Below are 20,112 nucleotides of genomic sequence, written 5' to 3' on the forward strand. Positions count from 1 at the left end.
TTTGAGAAACATTGTAAAATGCAGGCTCATCGCCTTAAAACCGATGTTGCGTAGCAATAAAAAAGCACCAGATTTTTCTGGTGCTAATAATTAAACTATTTTAGGACATTTTCAAAAACAGTTGACACAAGTATTTCATATTTATAGCCATAGCCATATGTGATTGTCAATATATGTTCTTAAAATATATTTCAATACAAGTTGCATTTTAAGGGGCATTTTTTATTTTGGAGCTAAAAATAGCAGATAAACATTACAAAGAATATTTATTAGCCAACTCACAGAGAAAAATATGCACAGAGAAGCTATTAATTTTTCCATATTTCTAACTTTAAAGAGTTTTAATGCTAAAAACATTAATAACACAATTATTGTTCCTACAACACCTATTCCTAAAAAAAAGTTTGAGAGTACATTTATTATATCAGACATAGACATACTATTTCTCCTATGAATTTTTAATTATAAGGTAATTAATGTAATCATTATTTAATAAAATATAATTAATTTTAAATAAAAATAACATATAAATAAATTATATAACATAGAATTATATTATGGTATATAATTTTTAAAATTGTGAAGTAAATAGTAAAAAAACAGGCTATGCTTAAGATAGATAATTAACATCTATAAGGGTAGCCTGTTTTTTATAACTGAAAATTTTCATAATTTTTAAAATATGTGATTAATTATAAGAGATATTTTAAATTTAAATAATATATTATCATATTATAGTTATATAGTTAATATATACATATTTAAGGATTATTTATCTTTATCGCCAATTCCTCTTGTAGGAACAGTAGAAGTTATAAATCCAACATAAATTGATACTATGGCAGGTGCAATTACATTTAGCTGACCTATGAAGCGAGTTTTATAAAAAATAAGAGCTGTAACACCTGTTATAATGACTGTACCTAAAAAGATATATATTATAAATTTTGCGAAGGAACTAAGAAACTTTTCATATATTCTATGTCTTGTAGGGCCACTTATTACTGATTTAAAAAGATAATAAGAAACAAATATAATAACTATATCTACAACTCCAGATATTAAAAAATTTTTCATCATTAAAACCTCCTAAAAATATTCAATGATAGTTTTACCCTATTTTAGGATTTTATCCGATGTATACCTTAACTAATGTTATAGTAGTATACTTTGTGAAAGGGATTTATAAAGAACGAAAGATTTCAGTTATTTGTTTTTTATAGAGTATAAAGTAAGGATTGTTGCTATCGTAGACATGAGATTTTTAGATGATAGTATCATAGTGTATTAAGATTAGAATTTATTGACAATAATTATTAAGGGAAGTATAATTAGAACGAATCTTAATAATGCAAATGATATGCATTATTATTCACGTTTATATGAGGAGGGCCTATGAAAGATATAATTGAAATAAGTGAAGTAAGTGTATATTATGACAAATTTTGTGCTTTAAATAATATAAATTTAAAAGTAAGTGAAAAGGAATTTTTAGCTATTTTAGGGCCAAATGGAGGAGGAAAGAGTACCTTATTAAAACTTATCTTAGGATTCAAGGATGCTAAAGTTGGAAAGATAAAAGTATTAAATGACAAGCCTAAAGATGCTAGAAAAAGTATAGGATATGTTCCTCAATCATCAAAATTTGATAAAGAATTTCCTATTAATGTTGAGGATGTAGTTTTAATGGGCAAATTAAATAATAAGGTTAGTCCTTTTTTAAAGTTTACTAATAAAGATAGAGAAGAAGCTTATGAGGTTATGAAAAAGCTTGGTATATACAGGTTAAAAGATAGGCAGATAGGACAGTTATCAGGAGGACAGCTTCAAAGGGTATTAATTGCTAGAGCACTTGTATTACAACCTAAAATTTTACTTTTAGATGAGCCTACAGCAAGTCTAGATGCTCAAGCTAAGCTTGATATATATAATTTGTTAAGAGAGCTTAATCAAAATATAACTATAGTATTAGTTACACATGATATAGAGATAATTTCTAATTATGCTACAAATATAGTTTGTATAAATAAGGAATTGTATTATTATGGTAAGGCTAAAAAAGGTATTGAAATTAATATGAATTTTTTTCAGAATCCTACGAATTTTATAGATCATATCAATACCGAACAATATTCTAATACATTATATGGAGGAATCTAATGATTAATGCATTTATACAATATGCCTTTATACGACATGCTGTATTTGGAATTATTCTTGCAAGCATAGTGTGTGGAATAATTGGTACGATTATAATAGAAAAAAAATTAGTAATGATGAGTGGTGGAATAGCTCATACTGCTTTTGGCGGGATAGGTATGGGGTATTTTTTAGGGATAGAACCTATCATAGGAGCACTTATTTTTTCTGTTTTATCCTCACTTGGAATTGCAAAAATAAATAGAGGAAGTAATACTAATTCAGATACACTAACAGCGATGTTTTGGTCCCTTGGAATGGCTCTCGGAATATTATTTATAGCTTTTACACCAGGGTATCCTCCTGATATGACATCTTATTTATTTGGAGATGTTTTAAAGGTTTCAAAGTTGGATATAAGAGTTATGATTGTGATTAATATATTAGTAGTGTCTACAATCACAATGTTTTTTAATTATTTCAAATTTTACTTATTTGATGAGGAATTTACCAGTATTTTAGGAATTAATACTATTTTTTTGGAGCATGTATTATATATTCTCATCGCTTGCACAATAGTGGTTTTAATAAGGGTTGTAGGAATAATATTAGTAATAGCATTACTTACTGTTCCACCAGCTATTGCAAAACAATTTACTTATGATCTAAAGAGAATTATGATTATATCTATAATTTTAGGGGCTGTATTTGGGTTAATAGGATTAGTATTTTCTTATTATTTTAATATAGCTTCAGGAGCATCTATAATTATTTTTGCTGTAGGAAGTTATATGATTATTTATCTTATAAATCATGTTTTGAAAAAATGTCATAGCTGAATAATATTACGATATAATGAATAAGGTTCAGAAAGAGGTTTCTTAAAATATATGTATGTATCTATTACACCTTCGGTATGCATAGACATGTTTGTGAAGAGTATGAAGAGTAAATTTTTAAAATTTACTAAAACTAAAAGCTAAAACCTTAACGAAAATAGATTTTTCGTTAAGGTTTTATTTTTTACCTAATTTAAGGATTTTCTAATCCAAGAAAGGAAATTACTATATTGTGGTTATTGACAACTCTAATGAAAGATAGGGTATCTTTTATTCTGCTAGGAACATTTCGCCTACTTTGTAGACATCTCCAGCACCTACAGTCATTAGTAAATCGCCTTCTTTTAATTCATTTTTTAAGAATGTAGTTATGTCTTGGAAACTGTGTAGGTTTTTACAGTCAACACCATTTTCTCTAATTTTATTTCCAAGCTTATCCGAACTTACTATGCCAGTATCTTTTTCTCTTGCTGCATATATATCTGCTAGAACTACTGTGTCTACATTAAAAAAAGATTGAGCAAAATCATCAAATAAACTTATTGTTCTAGAATAAGTATGAGGTTGAAACACGCAAAAAATTCTATTATGAGGAAAGTTCTTAGCAGCACTAAGAGCAGCTTTTATTTCAGTAGGATGATGAGCATAGTCATCAATTACTGTTACCCCATTTAATTTACCTTTAATTTCAAAACGTCTATGAGTGCCAAAAAAAGTAGAAAGACCATTTATAATAGAATCTTTATCTATATTCAATCCTAAAGCAGCACTTATGCTAGCTAGAGAGTTAAGTATATTATGTTCACCAGGAACATTTAAAGTTATCTCAAATAATTTTTCGTCTCTATTGTATACATCAAAAGAAGGAAGACCTTTTGAGTTATATGATATGTTTTTAGCACAAACATCTCCTGAGTTTATACCAAAGGTAATTATGTTGCAGTTAGCTTCTTTACATACTTTTTCAGCTCTAGCATCGTCTGAATTTATTACAAGATATCCATCTTTAGGAATAAGTTTTGCAAATTTAATAAAGGTATTTTCGATATCATTAATATCTTTATAAAAGTCTAAATGATCTGCTTCGATATTAAGGATTATTCCTACATATGGATAGAATTTTAAGAAAGAAGCTTTATATTCACATGCTTCTGTAATGAAATAATCACTATTTCCCACTCTAACATTGCCATCTATTATATCTAGATTTCCTCCAACAAGTATTGTAGGATCTAAATTTGCACTTAATGTTATATGAGAAACCATAGAAGTAGTTGTAGTTTTACCATGAGTACCTGATATTGCTATATTATATTTATGACCTTTCATTATTTTACCGAGGAATTCTGCCCTGTCGTAAAGAGGTATGTTTAATTGTTTAGCTTTAATTATTTCAGGATTATCCTCAGAAATAGCAGCAGTATATACAACTAAGTCAACATCTACAATGTTTTCACTGCTGTGGCCTATATATACTTTAGCACCTTCCTTTCTAAGTTTAAGGGTAAGATCTGATTCACTTCTATCAGAACCAGAAACTTTGTATCCATTACTTAATAATATTTCAGCAAGGCCGCTCATGCTTACGCCACCTATACCTATAAAATGTATTTTTTTGTGTGTATCTTTTAGAAAATTAAATGACATATAATCAACTCCTTAAAAAACAATACCTATTAAATCATTATATACAAAAATTTAAAAAAGCAATACATAATTATAGATAATAAATTTAAAATTTACGAAAATAACCCAAAATAAATTCCAAATCAAATATATTTAAAGAAAATATTTATTTTATATAATATATATGATAATTACAAAAATGAATTAATAATTTAAAATATAAACTTAGAGCTACGAATATAAATGTAAATAAGTATAAAATATTATTGATAATAAAATGATTTTGGAATAAAATATGAATAATAAGAAGAAATTTTAAAAGAAAATTCGTAAAATTAAGAATAGGAGATAGATATGCAAAAGTTTAATAGAAATCAAAGAATTACATCAATAACAAAGATATTAATAGAAAATCCTAACAAAATTATAAATTTAAATAGATTTACACAATTATTTAATGCTGCTAAATCTACTATAAGTGAGGATATAGTAGTTATTAGGGAAACTTTTAATAGACTTTCTTTTGGAAATATAGAGACTATACCAGGAGCTGCTGGCGGTATTAAATATACTTGTGGGATATCTAAAGAAAAAACTTTAGAATTTGCAGAAGAATTATGTATAATTTTACAAGATAAGCAAAGAATAGTACCAGGAGAGTTTATGTACATAAGTGATATAATGTTTAATCCACAAATAATACAAAAAGCTGCTGTAATATTAGCGTCTAAATTTAATAAAGATAATGTAGATTATGTTGTAACTGTAGAAACAAAGGGAATACCTTTGGCTTATGAAGTAGCTAAAATGTTAGGGGTTAATTTAGTTATTGTAAGAAGAGATAACAAAGTTACAGAAGGACCTACAGTAGCTATAAATTATGTTTCGGGGTCTAATAAAAGAATTCAAACAATGTCGCTTTCTAAGAGATCAATAAAAAAAGGAAGCAGATGTATTTTTATAGATGATTTTATGAAGGCAGGAGGCACTGCTCTTGGTATAATAAATTTATTAAAAGAATTTGAAAGTGAATTAATAGGGATCGGTGTATTAATTGATAATATAGGCACTGAAAAGAAGTTGGTTAGGGATTATATGTCTATTATTAAATTTAATGGAATAGATGAAGAAGATAATCCAATATTATATCCAGATAAAAGTTTTAAAAAATAAAATTTTCTAAAAATTTATTCTCATTTTAGAAGGAAAAAAATAAATCATGGAGAATAGTATATGTAAAGCATCTTTGGAGGTGGAATTCTATGCAAATTACTGATGTAAGAATTAGGAAAATTTCTGCGGAAGGGAAGATGAAAGCTATTGTATCTGTGACTTTTGATAATGAATTCGTTGTTCATGATATAAAAGTTATAGAAGGTCAAAATGGTCTTTTCATAGCAATGCCTAGTAGAAAAACTCCTGCTGGAGAGTTTAAAGATATAGCTCATCCAATCAATACTGATACTAGACAAAAAATTCAAAAGGCTATATTGGATGAATACGAAATCGTTAAAAATGAAACAGATACTGAGAATGGTGAAGAAATAGCGTTTGAAAGTGAAGAATAGAAAGGGGTATATACCCCTTTTTATTTATTTTTGTAAAAATATCATAAATTATATATTGTATAAACTGTATTATATGGTTGAAAAAATCTATTATATAAAATATAATATAATAGGCGTGAACATTAAAAGTTATCACGTATATCTTAAAAAGATAATTAATACCATGTAAAGAGGTGTTAGATTTGTACAAATGTTCTGTTATACTTGCTGCAGGAAAAGGTAAAAGAATGAAAACAAAGTTACCGAAGGTGTTACATAAAGTTTGTGGCAAAGAATTGGTTAATCATGTTATAGATACTTTAAAAAATTGCGACATAAAAGATATAAATGTAGTTATTGGAAACGGAGCTGAAGAAGTAAAAAGAGCTACAGAAAATAGAAACGTTTATTATTCATTACAGACAGAACAGTTAGGAACAGGGCATGCTCTCATTTGTTCTAAGGATTTTTTTAAGGACAAGAAGGGAATTTTAACTGTTTTTACTGGAGATGCTCCTCTTATAACAGAGGAAAGTGTTAAAAAACTTATGGAGTTTCATGTGAAAGGAAACTATAAAGCAACTATACTTACTTCTTTAGTAGAAGACGCTACTGGATATGGAAGAATAATAAGAAGTGATAGTGGAGAAGTAGAAAAGATAGTTGAACATAAAGATTGTAGTGAAGAAGAATTAAAGGTTAATGAAATAAATTCAGGAATGTACTGTTTTGACATAGAAGAACTTGTTGCTAATCTAGATAAGTTAAATAATAATAATTGTCAAGGAGAATATTATTTAACTGATGTTATAGAAATATTAAAGAATGAAAATCACAAAGTTGGAGCTATAGATATTAATGCTGATGAAATTAAGGGTGTTAACTCAAGAATTCAATTAGCTGAAGCCGAAGAAATAATGAGAAATAGGATAAATAAGAAGCACATGGAAAATGGTGTTACAATTATAGATCCTAAGACCACATACATAGGAAATGAAGTAGAAATAGGGGAAGATACAATAATATATCCTGGAAATGTAATTGAAGGGAAAACAATTATAAAGGGAGATTGTATTCTTTATCCTAATTCAAGAATAAAAGATAGTATAATTGAAGTTGGAGTTACAATTCAAAGTTCGGTTATATTAGAAAGCTGTATTGGAGAAAATACTACCGTTGGTCCATTTGCTTATGTTAGGCCAGAAAGCCAAATTGGTAAAAACGTAAGGATTGGAGATTTCGTTGAAATTAAAAAATCTAAGATAGACGATAACACAAAAGTATCTCACCTAACATATATAGGAGATGCAGAAGTGGGAAGTGGATGCAATTTTGGATGTGGAACTGTAGTTGTTAACTATGATGGCAAACATAAGAATAAGACTATAATAGGAGATAATTCTTTTATAGGATGCAATGTTAACTTAGTTTCACCAGTAGAGGTTGAAGATAATACTTATATAGCAGCTGGTTCAACCATAACTAAAAAAGTTCCTAGTGGAGCTTTAGCTGTTGCTAGAGCAAAGCAAGTTAATAAAGAAGGTTGGATGGAAAAAAGCGGACTAAAAAAGTAAAAAGTATAAAAAGTGATAAAATTTCAAGGAGGTTTACATATGATAACCCATGGTAAAAATATAAAGATATTTACAGGTAATGCAAATCCAACTTTAGCTAAAGATATTGCTGAAAACCTAGGTATTTATGTAGGAGATTCTCAAGTAGGAAAATTTAGCGATGGAGAGATAAGCGTAAATACTAATGAGACTGTTAGAGGAGCTGACGTTTTTGTTATTCAATCAACAAATGCACCAGTAAATGATAACTTGATGGAGCTATTAATAATGATAGATTCTTTCAAAAGAGCTTCTGCAGGTAGGATAACAGCAGTATTACCTTACTACGGATATGCAAGACAAGATAGAAAAGCAAAGGCTAGAGATCCAATTACAGCTAAACTTGTTGCGGACTTAATAACTACAGCTGGTGCTGATAGAGTACTTACTATGGATTTACATGCAGCGCAAATTCAAGGGTATTTTAATATACCAGTAGATAACTTAAGAGGAGCTCCAATACTTGCTAAATATTTTATAGAAGAAGGATTTAAAGATCAAAGTGATGTAGTTGTTGTATCACCAGACCTTGGTAGTGTTACTAGAGCTAGAGATTTTGCAGACAGATTAAATTGTCCTATAGCAATAATTGATAAGAGAAGACCAAAGGCTAACGTTTGTGAAGTAATGAACATCATTGGAGATATAAAAGATAAGAAGGTTATATTAATAGATGATATGATAGATACTGCAGGTACAATAACTAATGGTGCAAATGCGTTAATTGAAAGAGGAGCAAAAGAAGTTTATGCTTGCTGTTCACATGCTGTTTTATCAGGTCCTGCATTTGAAAGAATAGAAAGTAGTGCAATAAAGAAATTAGTTGTTTTAAATAGTATAGCATTACCAGAAGATAAAAAGTCAGATAAATACGAAGTTTTATCAGTAGCTCCTATATTTGCAGAAGCTATTAAGAGAATTTACGAAGATGTTTCTATAAGCAAGCTTTTCGTATAATAAAAAATGTTGTGATCCAATATTATTTTAGGTATTATGCAAAAGGTACTAGGGAAGCTAGACTTTCTTTCTGATATTAGAAAAGCTTTGAATTAAATAAAAGAATAAGACCATAATGAAAAATTAATTTTTCATTATGGTCTTTGTTGTTTCCTTAAGCTATTATGTCATAATATTATTAAATTGTAACTTTTATTTAAATTTATTGTTTTAAAGGTTTAAAATATTATCAAATATGATAGAGTATTATTAGATAATTGTGCATATGATAATATAACAAAAATACACTTATAAATAGTATATTAGTATTATAGATGAGAAAACTAATTTTGTGTAAGTTATATTTTAATATTGTATAAATTTAGGGGGTAAGGTTATGGATGGAATGTTAGGTAAAATATTGATCGTAGATGATGATGAGAATATATGCGAAGTAATAAAGATGTATTTAGAAAACTCAGGATATTCTACCAAGGTATGCTATGATGGAAAAGAGGCACAAGAAGCGTTTGTGCAGTATATGCCAGATTTGGTGCTACTTGATATTATGCTTCCACATGTAGATGGTATTGATGTTTTAAAATGGATAAGAAAAGAATATGAGACACCTGTAATAATGCTTACGGCTAAAGGGGAAACTTTTGATAAAGTTTTAGCATTAGAACTAGGAGCAGATGATTATATAGTAAAACCATTTGAGCCAAAAGAGTTAATAGCTAGGGTCAAAGCTGTGCTTAGAAGGTATAATGTTGAAAATGAAAATAAGGAGATACTTAAATTTTCAGATCTTGTTATCGATATAAATTCATATAGCGTTACTTATCAAGGCAATGAGATTAAAATGCCTCCTAAGGAGTTTGAATTAGTATATTATCTTGCAAATAATAAAAATAGGGTTTTTACAAGAGAACAGTTACTTTGTGAAGTATGGGGATATGATTATCCGGGAGATTCAAGGACAGTAGATGTGCATATTAAAAGATTAAGAGAAAAGTTGCAGGGTGGGGCTAATTGGCAGATAGAAACAGTCTGGGGTGTTGGATATAAGTTTGAGGTGAAGTAAATGAAGAAAAAAAGCTTATTTTCTAAAATGGTTGCCACTTATACCATTATCATTACTATAAGCTTTGTTATTTTAGCTGCTTTTTTGTCTTTCTGGTTTCAGGGATATTATTTCGAAGAGAGAGAAAAGCAGCTTTCTAGTGAGGCTCAATTAGTTGCAAACTCAGCAGTTCAGTATTTATATGGTGAGATATCTTTAAGTGAAATAAATGATGTTTTAATACATACTTCAAAATATACCTCTTCTGACATAATGCTTTCGGATAACTATGGGTACGTATATGCAGCATCGAGTCCAAAGCACAAGAAAATTATAGGTACTCAGTTGTTAACTGAGGATTTAAAAGAGTTAAGGATGGGAAAGGCAATTAAAAAAAAGGATATATTTAATAATATATTTAGCGTTCCTGTACATATTTATGAGGTTCCTGTATTTTATCGAGGTATATTTCAAGGAACGGTTTTTATTAGCACTAACATGAATGAAATAAAAGAACCTTTAAATAGGGTTTATGTGATAATTTGGATATCTGCTATTTTAGCCATAGTACTATCAAGTATTGTTATTTATTATTTTTCGCAAAAGATAATAGTAAGTCCTTTAGCTAAGATTAATAATGTAGCAGATAAGATTTCTAAAGGTGAAGTAGGTAAACGTGTAGATATAAACTCAAATGATGAGATAGGAGAGCTTGCAAATTCTTTTAATTCTATGGCGGATTCTTTAGAACAGGTAGAAGAGAATAGAAGGACATTTATTTCTAATGTTTCTCATGAACTTAGATCTCCAATAACGTCTATTAAAGGATTTATAGGAGGTATTCTAGATGGGATTATACCAAAGGAAAAAGAAAAATATTATTTATCAGTAACGTATGAAGAAATTCAAAGGTTAACAAGATTAATAAACGATCTTCTAGATTTATCTGCAATAGAAGCGGGAAAATTTACTTTAAATCTTCAAAAATACGATATTAATGAAATTGTTCGTCTTTCTATAATTAAGTTTGAAGCTATAATAAAATCAAAGAAATTAAATGTAAATATATGGTTGGATGATGATGATGTATTTGTTTTAGTTGATAGAGATAAGATTATCCAGGTGCTAACTAATCTTATTGATAACGCAATTAAATATGTCAGTGATGGTGGAAATATTGAGATAACAACTAAAGCAAAAGGACAAAAAGTTTTTGTATCGATATATAATGATGGAGCATCTATTCCACAAGATGAAGTTAATCAAATATGGGAAAGATTTTATAAGAGTGATAAATCTAGAACATCTAAGATTAGTACAGGACTTGGACTTTCAATTGTAAGGCGAATTATAGTTCAGCATGGAGAAGAAGTATGGGTAGAAAATGTTGATAAAAAGGGAGTGAAATTTATTTTCACTTTAAAAGTAGCTGAAAAATAATGTTATTAAAAATATTATAGTTTATTAACAAATATGTAAAAAAAATTTATTATAATTAGTTTAGCAGGAGGTGAGATATTTGTTTGGAAATAATGAAAATGTAAAAGATGTAGCATGGGAAAATGTTGAGAACAATAAAGGTGGAACAATAAACTTTAGAAGGAAAAAAAATAAGATGAGAATGGTTTTAAAAGCAGTCTCTGTTATATTAATAGCAGCTGTATCAGGTGCTGTTACATCTTTATATATTGTGAATAAAAGATATCCTCAAATGCCTGATGTTACTCAAACTAAAAATTTGAGTGATAAAAAAATTGCAGCAAGCGCTAACGAAGAACATACCAATAATGTAATTACAAAAGTAGCTGATTCAGTTGGACCTGCTGTTGTTGGAATAAGCGGTAACATTCAAAACTCACCTAAATCTGTAAATAAAAGCATGGGATCTGGTGTAATATTTGATGCAAATGGATATATAGTTACAAGCTACAACAATATCCAAGGAGCTGGTGAAATAAATGTTAAACTAGCTAATTATGGGAAAGAGCTAAAGGCTCAGATTGTAGGAGGAGATGTTACATCAGACTTAGCTGTAATAAAAATAAATGCTAAAAATTTACCTGTTATAAAATTCGGAGATTCTTCTAAAGTTAGAGTAGGAGATTTAGCTATTGCTATTGGAAATTCTGTGGATGAAGAGTTTACTGGCTATGTAACTGCAGGTATAATTAGCTCTCTAAATAGAAAGGTTAAGGGAGTTAACTCATACTATAGAATTCTTCAAACAGATGCTGATATAAATCCAGCTAATAGTGGTGGAGCATTATGCAATGAACAGGGAGAAGTTATAGGGATTAATAGTATAAAAATAGGGAAAAATAGGTCTAAAGAGATAGAAGGAGTAGGGTTTGCAGTACCTTCTAATGAAGCGAAGGAAATTTTAAATCAGATAGTTAAGTATGGAAGTTGTGTAAAACCTAGTATTGGAATACGTGGTAAACATGTGGTTTTAGACAATAAAAGCAATGTAAAAGGAATATATGTTCAAGAAGTGGCAAAGAAAAGCGGAGCAGAAGTTGCTGGTATAAGACCTACAGATATATTGTTAGAGATAGATAATCAAAAATTAAATGAATATAAAGATTTTACCCAAATTATAGAGAAACACAAAATAGGTGACAGTATTAAGTGTAAAGTTTGGAGAAGTGGCAATACTATGGATGTAAATGTAGTTATAGGAGACGATGCTAAGGAGAGATAGTTTAAATAAAAGAAACTAAACTCATGAGTTTTTGTCATGGGTTTAGTTTTATGTGCTTCTTTATTTAATTTTATTTTTAATGTATTATATAAAAGTGGTTAATGTTAATTGTGTGGAGGTAGACAAGATGTTTTTGGTGGTAGGACTTGGAAACCCTGGTAAAGAATATGAAAAGACTAGACATAATATAGGGTTTGACATGATAGATTTTATATCAGAAAAGTATAAGATTGAAGTGAATAGGAAAAAATTTAAAGGTATGTATGGAGATGGAAAGATAGTTAGTGAAAAGGTTATTTTACTTAAACCTGAAACATATATGAATTTAAGTGGAGAGTCTGTTAGAGAGGTAGCAGATTTTTATAAGATTCCCAATGAAAATATTATAATTTTATATGATGATATAAGTTTAGATGTAGGTAAAATTAGAATAAGACCAAAAGGAAGTGCTGGAGGACATAATGGAATAAAAAACATTATCGCTAATCTTAATAGCGATATTTTTCCAAGAATCAAAATAGGAGTAGGACAGCCTTCCTATGATGACTTAGTTTCTCATGTTTTAGGAAAATTTTGTAAGGAAGATAGAGAAAAAGTTGAGAAAATTTTTCATATAATTGCAAAAGCGATTGAAACTATTATTGAAAGTGGAGTTGCTGAATCTATGAATAAGTTTAATGGGGTTAAAGTAGAGTAATATGAGAGGTGTATACATATGAGACTAAAAGGGCTGATGCAGCCTTTATACGAGAGTAGTTCATTTAAAAGGATAATAGATAAGCTTGATGAAAATAAAGTTCCAATAGAAGTTTTAGGAGTTTCTGATTCAGCAAGAAGTTATTTTATAAATGGGTTATATGAAAATGAGAAAAAGTCCATTTTTATTTTTACCAATAGTGACGTGGACGCAAAGAATTTATATGAAGATATTTCTTTTTATACGCCTAATGTGTATTATTTTCCTATTAAAGAAGTAGTTTTCTATAACATATATGCTATTTCTGGTGATCTTAGGTGGGAAAGACTTAAAGTTATAAGAGAAATGCTAAAAAAAGATAGAAAGATAATTGTTACCTCAATGGAAGCTTTAGCATCAAATTATATTCCACCTGAAATGTATTTAAAATATACATTTAATTTTTCGGTGGGAGATAGTATTAATTTAGAGGCGTTGAGCGAGAAATTAGTTCTAAGTGGGTATGAAAGGGTTAGTATTGTAGAAGGCAAGGGAGAATTTTCTATAAGAGGTGGAATACTAGACATTTACTCTCCAATAGAAGCTATACCATATAGGATTGAGCTTTTTGGAGATGAAATAGATTCTATAAGAAGTTTTAATACTGATTCTCAAAGAAGTATAGAAAAGTTTGTAAATGTAGAAATTTTTCCTGCTAAAGAGATGGTATTTACTAAAGATAGTTTAGAAACGGGTTATAATGGAATTCAACAAGATTTAGAAAAAGCAAAAGCTATTCTTAAAGATAATCCGGAAAGTTTAGAAAGATTAGAAAGTACTACCTTGTCTAACCTAGAACTTTTGAAAGAAAATTGGAATTTTGAAAGTATAGATAGTTATTTGCCTTATTTTTATGATAAACCACATTCATTACTTCAGTATATGAAAGATGCATTAGTGGTGATTAATGATACTCAGAGATGTACAGGAAAACTTGAAAGTTTATATCTAGAGTTTGAAGAAGATTATAAAGAATTTCTTCAAAGGGGTAGTATAATTTCTAAACAGTTAGGATTACTTATAGATAAAAATAGGTTGTATGAAGAACTTTTAGCTAGAAAGATTCTTACTATAAATTTAATAGCTAAAGAGGAAAAAAAAGTTCAAGCGATTAGTCAAGAAAGCTTTTCTCAAGTAAGTTTAAGTGGCTATGGGGGTAAATTAGATCTTTTAATTGAGGATATTAAGGATAAAAAAACTAAGGGATATAAGACAGTCATATTAGCAGCAACAAGACCAAGGGGACAAAGATTGGTAGAAACCCTTCGAAATAGAGATATTGAGAGTGTATACAAAGATGTTATAGATGATATACAATATGGAGAAGTTGTAGTAACTTTTGGGAATCAAATTCAAGGCTTTGAATATCCTGAGTTCAAAATTTGCGTAATATCTGATAAAGAAGTATTTGGAAAATCTAAACAAAAGAGTAGTCGTGTTAATAAAAAAGGTGTTGGCAAGATAAAGAGTTTTACAGAGCTAAAACCTGGAGATTATGTTGTACATACTAATCATGGTATAGGTGTGTACAAAGGTATAAAACAACTAGAAGTTCAGGGACATAAGAAAGATTATTTAGAACTTAGTTATAATTCAGAAGATAAGTTATTTGTTCCTGTTGAGCAACTTGATTTAGTACAAAAATATATTGGAACTGAAGGAAAAGAGCCTAAGATAAATAAACTAGGTGGCAGTGAATGGGTAAAAGCTAAAAATAAAGTGAGAAAAGCAATAAATGAAGTAGCGGAGGATTTAGTTAAGCTATATGCTGTTAGATCTACATTAAAGGGACATAGATTTTCAAATGATACGGTATGGCAAAAACAATTTGAAGATGAGTTTCCATATCAAGAGACTCCTGATCAAATTACTGCGATTTCAGAGATAAAAAAAGATATGGAATCTATGAAAGTTATGGATAGATTGCTTTGTGGGGATGTTGGATATGGTAAAACAGAGGTTGCTATAAGAGCAGCTTTTAAAGTCGTAATGGATGGAAAGCAAGTAGCAATTTTGGTACCTACAACTATTCTAGCCGAACAACACTATAAGAATTTAGTTGAAAGGTTTTCAGACTTCCCTATAAAAATTGATATGGTAAGTAGATTTAGAACTCCAGCGGCACAAAAAGCTACTTTGAAGGAAGTAAAGGCAGGAAATATTGATATACTAATAGGTACTCATAGAATTCTTCAAAAAGATGTTCAGTTTAAAGATTTAGGGTTACTTGTAGTGGATGAAGAGCAACGTTTTGGAGTAACTCACAAGGAAAAGATAAAAAACATTAAAAAAAATGTAGATGTGTTAACTTTAACTGCCACCCCTATACCAAGGACGTTGCATATGTCTCTTACTGGTATAAGGGATATAAGTGTTATAGAAACACCACCTGAAGAAAGGTATCCTGTACAAACTTATGTAGTGGAATTTAATGATCAACTTATTTCTGATGCAATAATGAGGGAAGTAGATAGAGGAGGACAGGTTTACTTTGTATATAACAGGGTGGGATCAATAAAAGAGGCAGCTGCTTATATAAAAAAATTATTACCAGATATAAGAATAGGCATTGCTCATGGACAGATGCCTGAAAGAGAGCTAGAGAAAGTAATGCTTGATTTTATGAATAAAGAATATGATATGTTAGTTTGTACTACAATTATAGAAACAGGGCTTGATATACAAAATGCTAACACCATGATAATATATGATGCTGATAAGTTTGGGTTGTCTCAGTTATATCAACTTAGAGGAAGGGTTGGTAGAACCAATAGAATAGCTTATGCTTATTTAACATATAGAAAAGATAAAATGCTTACTGAAGTGGCTGAGAAAAGATTAAAAGCCATAAAAGATTTTACAGAATTGGGTTCAGGATTTAAAATAGCTATGAGAGATCTTGAAATAAGAGGCTCAGGTAATATTATTGGTTCCGCACAACATGGGCATATGGCTTCTGTTGGTTATGATTTATACTGTAGAATGCTTGAGGACACTATAAGGTTAGTTAAGGGAGAAATAGAAAATGAACCTTTTGAAACAGTAGTTGACATAAAGATAGATGCTTATATTCCAAAACAATACATTCAAGATGAAGTGCAGAAAATAGAAGTTTATAAGAAGATAGCTAGTATTGATTCAAAAGAAAGTATGATGGACATACAGGAAGAATTGGAAGATAGGTTCTCTGATATACCTTCGTCTCTTGAAAATCTTATTAACATAGCTTACCTAAAAAGTATGGCTAATAATGTTGGTATAGAAGAAATAAAAGAAAAAAGACAAGAAGTCTTAATTAAATTTGAAAGTAAGAAATGGATGACAGAAGCGTTGATTAAAGCAATAATGAAGAAATACAAAGGTAATATCATATTTAAATTTGGAGAGGACCCTGTTATAGGGTATAATTTAAAAAATGTAAAAAAAGAAGATTTGATTAATGAGCTCATAGAATTAGTTGAATATATCAAAGGTATAGTTGAAACAAAGTAGTTTTGTGATAAAATGGATTTATGGCAAAAAATACACGAAAAGAGAGGGATAATAAAGTGAAGAATATAAGAAAAATAGTTGCTTGTGCAGCCATATTGGTTTTTGCAGTATCAACAGTAGGATGTAAAATGATAGAAAAGACTCCAGAAGCTATAGCTAAAACTGTAGTTGCTAAAGTAGGTGATAAAAGCATAACAAGAGGAGAACTAGATAAAAATTACCAAACAGTGATGATGATTGAAGAGGCTAAGCAAAAATATGGAGAAAAATATTATGAAAATGATGAAGCAAAGGAACTATTAAAGCAACAAAAATCTCAAGTGTTAAACCAAATGGCAATGGAAGAAGCTGTACTACAAGAAGCTGAAAAAGCAAAAGCGGTACCTAAAGAAGAAGATTTGAACAAAGAGATTCAAAAGAAAATAGATGAATTTAAGAAGAGTCAAAATATTAAGGATGATAAAGCGTATGAAGAGTCATTGAAGCAAAATAAATTAACACCTGATGAGTTTAAGACTTTAATTAAAAAAAATATTATAATTGAAAAATACCATAATCAAATTGCAAAATCTATAAAAGTTGAAGATAAAGAAATGCAAGATTATTATAATAAATTAAAAGATAAGTATCCTGCTAAAGAAACTGAACCTACTAAAGTACATTTAGCACATATACTTGTTGAAACAGAAGAAAAAGCTAAAGAAGTTAAAGCAAAGTTAGATAAAGGTGAAGATTTTGCAAAGCTTGCCAAAGAGTATGGAACAGATGGTACTAAGGAAAATGGTGGAGATTTAGGTACTGTAGTAGTTCCAGAAGGAAAAATGGATGACGATTTCATGGCAGGTGCTATGAAACTTAAAGATGGTCAGATATCAGCTCCAGTTAAAACTCAATGGGGATATCATTTAATTAAAATGATAAAGAGAGAAGATAAACCTGCAAAAGCATTTGCTCAAGTAAAAGAACAAATAAGAAAAGACTTAACAGAAAAGAAAACAGAAGATGCATGGAATAAGAAATTAAAAGAAATAAAAGATAATGCAAAAATTAAAATATATGAAGATAAACTAGTTTAATTAAAAAATAGTTAAAAAGATGGTACTTGTCGTATCATCTTTTTTTTAGTATTAAAATTAAAGCTATACATTTGTGTATAAAATTTCATATTTCGATAGATACTAATATGGAAAAAAATATTTATTGTGATAAGGAGGTAAACTTGATGAAAGCAACAGGTATTGTTAGACGTATAGACGATTTAGGAAGAGTGGTAATACCTAAAGAAATTAGAAGAACTTTAAGGATTAGAGAGGGGGATCCTTTAGAAATATTTACTGATAGAGAAGGGGGTGTAATATTAAAAAAATATTCACCAATAGAAGAATTAAGCAATTTTTCAAAAGAATATGCTGAATCATTACAAACAACAATTGGACACATAGTACTTATTTGTGATAAAGATAATGTTTTATCTGTAAGTGGAACTTCTAAGAAAGAATATATGGATAAAAAAATAAGCCCGGAAGTTGAACAGATTATGGAAGAAAGAAAAGGAGCTAATCTTGGAGAAGGAGCAAATAAAATAATTCCTTTAATAGATGATGAAGAGGTAGAAGGAAAATACTCTGCACAGGTTATACATCCTATAATTGCCGAAGGAGATACAATAGGTGCTGTTATAATAGCTTCAAAAGAAGATAACGTTAAATTTGGAGAAGTTGAAGTTAAATTAGCAGAAACAGCAGCAGCATTTTTAGGAAAACAAATGGAATAATAAATGGCAGGAAGACTGCCATTTATTATTTAAGTAATAATATCTTCATTTTTAAAATATTTATATTTAAAGAGTAATAATGGAGGTATTATTTTGAAAAAACAATCACTATTAAGAGGAACATTTATCTTAGGTTTTGCAGGAATATTTTCTAGAGCATTAGGAATGTTTTTTAGAATTCCTTTAACAATTTTAATTGGGGATGAGGGGATAGGATATTATCAGATGGCATATCCACTATATATGCTTTTTATAGCAGGGGCATCGGGAGTGCCACTTGCTATGTCAAAAATGATATCTGAAAAAAACGCAAAAGGGGATGATGTGGGGGTAATCCAAATTCTAAAACAAGCACTTTTGCTAATGCTTATATTTGGAGTAACTATAAGTCTAATAATGTTTGCATTCTCTAATGTGTTTATTAAGTTTTTTAGATGGCACAAAAATTCATATTATTCTTTAATAGCTCTTGCTACTGCACCGGTTTTTATTGCTGTTATGAATGTATTTCGAGGTTTCTTCCAGGGACTTCAAAATATGACACCTACAGCTGTTTCTCAAATTTTAGAGCAAATTGCAAGAGTAGTTGTAGGAATTGGACTTGCTATAATGTTTCTTCCAAAAGGAATTCAATATGCTGCAGGAGGAGCTACATTAGGAGCAGCTGCAGGTGGAATTTTAGGAGCATTATATTTAATAAGTAAATATAAAAAAATAAGATTTAAGATGGGAATTAGTGATGTTAAATATAATCATGATATTATGGAAGATTTGATAAGACTTGCTGTTCCGATTTCTATAGGAGCTTGTGCAGGGACAATTATGAATGTAATAGATACAATTATTGTACCACAGAATCTTCTTAAAGCAGGATATACAGCAAGGGAATCGGCTATATTATATGGACAACTTACAGGCAAGGCTGCAGTTCTTGTAAATGTACCTTTGACACTATCAGCTGCATTATGTGCTGTAATTGTACCTATAATTTCTGAGGCTTATTTATTAAATGATAAGCATAAATTAAATAGAAATATTTTGTCTTCTATAAAAATATCTTTAGTAGTTGCATTACCTTCTTTGCTGGGATTATATTTTTTAGCATGGCCTATATTGAATCTTATATTTAGTGGACAGGTATCAGGACATGAAATATTAAAATATTCTTCACTATCAATCCCGTTTATTATATTGGCTCAGACAACAACTGTTATACTACAAGCAACTACATCAAAAAAACTTCCTGTTATTAATCTATTTATAGGATGTATAGTAAAAGTAATTGTAAGCAATATATTAATACCTATGCCTAATGTGAATATATATGGGGCCATTGCAGGTACTTTTTGTGCTTATGGTATAGCTACTATGTTAAATATTAGGCTTCTAAAAAAGAGTTTAAATATAAGGATGAATTTATACGAAAGTTTAATTAAACCTGCGTATGCTTCTATGATAATGATAGTGACAGTAGTTTTTATATACGTTAAAATATATAATTATACTTTAAATAATTCTATTTCTTGTTTAATAGCGGTACTTATAGGTATAATAATATATATGATTCTAGTTTTAGCATTTAAAGTAATGAATTTTAAAGAACTTGTAGGTAAAAGGGGTAGGAAATGATTACGAAAAGGAGAAAG

Annotated in this window: 16 protein-coding genes; 14 read left to right on the forward strand and 2 right to left on the reverse strand. The window is 29.2% G+C overall.

Annotation, left to right across the window (positions count from 1 at the left end; genetic code table 11):
- Positions 1–768: 768 nt before the first annotated feature.
- Positions 769–1,077, reverse strand: a complete 309-nt coding sequence (locus OW729_RS16990) for a hypothetical protein (RefSeq protein ID WP_268062753.1) — start codon at positions 1,075–1,077, stop codon at positions 769–771.
- A 318-nt stretch (positions 1,078–1,395) separates the two neighbouring features.
- Here OW729_RS16990 and OW729_RS16995 point away from each other — a divergent pair, with 318 nt between their 5' ends.
- Both OW729_RS16995 and OW729_RS17000 read left to right on the forward strand, forming a co-directional pair.
- Positions 1,396–2,160 (forward strand): metal ABC transporter ATP-binding protein, encoded by a 765-nt coding sequence (locus OW729_RS16995; RefSeq protein ID WP_268062754.1) that lies wholly within the window; start codon positions 1,396–1,398, stop codon positions 2,158–2,160.
- Positions 2,160–2,978: a metal ABC transporter permease gene (locus OW729_RS17000; RefSeq protein WP_268062755.1), complete on the forward strand. Its 819-nt coding sequence runs from the start codon at positions 2,160–2,162 to the stop codon at positions 2,976–2,978. Before OW729_RS16995 ends, OW729_RS17000 begins: the two co-directional genes overlap by 1 nt.
- A gap of 270 nt (positions 2,979–3,248) precedes the next feature.
- On the opposite strand, the gene murC is transcribed toward OW729_RS17000, so the two are convergent.
- Positions 3,249–4,625 (reverse strand): UDP-N-acetylmuramate--L-alanine ligase, encoded by a 1,377-nt coding sequence (gene murC, locus OW729_RS17005; protein WP_268062756.1) that lies wholly within the window; start codon positions 4,623–4,625, stop codon positions 3,249–3,251.
- Between the two features lie 333 nt (positions 4,626–4,958).
- Between murC and purR the strand changes: the two genes are divergently transcribed.
- The 12 genes from purR to OW729_RS17065 all read left to right on the forward strand — a co-directional run bounded on the left by purR (position 4,959) and on the right by OW729_RS17065 (position 20,095).
- On the forward strand, positions 4,959–5,777 hold the full coding sequence (purR, locus tag OW729_RS17010) for a pur operon repressor (protein ID WP_268062757.1): 819 nt from the start codon (positions 4,959–4,961) through the stop codon (positions 5,775–5,777).
- Positions 5,778–5,866: 89 nt separating this feature from the next.
- On the forward strand, positions 5,867–6,172 hold the full coding sequence (gene spoVG, locus OW729_RS17015; protein WP_268062758.1) for a septation regulator SpoVG: 306 nt from the start codon (positions 5,867–5,869) through the stop codon (positions 6,170–6,172).
- A 182-nt stretch (positions 6,173–6,354) separates the two neighbouring features.
- Positions 6,355–7,725 (forward strand): bifunctional UDP-N-acetylglucosamine diphosphorylase/glucosamine-1-phosphate N-acetyltransferase GlmU, encoded by a 1,371-nt coding sequence (gene glmU / locus OW729_RS17020; protein ID WP_268062759.1) that lies wholly within the window; start codon positions 6,355–6,357, stop codon positions 7,723–7,725.
- 39 nt (positions 7,726–7,764) lie between these two features.
- Positions 7,765–8,721, forward strand: a complete 957-nt coding sequence (locus OW729_RS17025; RefSeq protein ID WP_268062760.1) for a ribose-phosphate diphosphokinase — start codon at positions 7,765–7,767, stop codon at positions 8,719–8,721.
- Positions 8,722–9,097: 376 nt separating this feature from the next.
- A complete protein-coding gene (locus OW729_RS17030) occupies positions 9,098–9,784 on the forward strand; it encodes a response regulator transcription factor (RefSeq protein ID WP_268062761.1) in 687 nt (228 codons plus the stop codon).
- Positions 9,785–11,203, forward strand: a complete 1,419-nt coding sequence (locus OW729_RS17035; RefSeq protein WP_268062762.1) for a sensor histidine kinase — start codon at positions 9,785–9,787, stop codon at positions 11,201–11,203.
- 79 nt (positions 11,204–11,282) lie between these two features.
- Entirely contained in the window at positions 11,283–12,464 is a 1,182-nt protein-coding gene (locus OW729_RS17040) for a S1C family serine protease (RefSeq protein ID WP_268062763.1), read from the forward strand.
- 127 nt (positions 12,465–12,591) lie between these two features.
- Positions 12,592–13,161 (forward strand): aminoacyl-tRNA hydrolase, encoded by a 570-nt coding sequence (gene pth, locus OW729_RS17045; protein WP_268062764.1) that lies wholly within the window; start codon positions 12,592–12,594, stop codon positions 13,159–13,161.
- An 18-nt stretch (positions 13,162–13,179) separates the two neighbouring features.
- Positions 13,180–16,692: a transcription-repair coupling factor gene (gene mfd, locus OW729_RS17050; RefSeq protein WP_268062765.1), complete on the forward strand. Its 3,513-nt coding sequence runs from the start codon at positions 13,180–13,182 to the stop codon at positions 16,690–16,692.
- Between the two features lie 56 nt (positions 16,693–16,748).
- Positions 16,749–17,768 (forward strand): peptidylprolyl isomerase, encoded by a 1,020-nt coding sequence (locus OW729_RS17055; RefSeq protein WP_268062766.1) that lies wholly within the window; start codon positions 16,749–16,751, stop codon positions 17,766–17,768.
- A 146-nt stretch (positions 17,769–17,914) separates the two neighbouring features.
- On the forward strand, positions 17,915–18,466 hold the full coding sequence (gene spoVT / locus OW729_RS17060) for a stage V sporulation protein T (RefSeq protein WP_268062767.1): 552 nt from the start codon (positions 17,915–17,917) through the stop codon (positions 18,464–18,466).
- Positions 18,467–18,559: 93 nt separating this feature from the next.
- Positions 18,560–20,095: a putative polysaccharide biosynthesis protein gene (locus OW729_RS17065; RefSeq protein ID WP_268062768.1), complete on the forward strand. Its 1,536-nt coding sequence runs from the start codon at positions 18,560–18,562 to the stop codon at positions 20,093–20,095.
- Positions 20,096–20,112 lie beyond the last annotated feature (17 nt).

Origin of the sequence: Clostridium brassicae (genome assembly GCF_026738875.1) — a bacterium.
Taxonomy (GTDB): Bacteria; Bacillota; Clostridia; order Clostridiales; family Clostridiaceae; genus Clostridium_H; species Clostridium_H brassicae.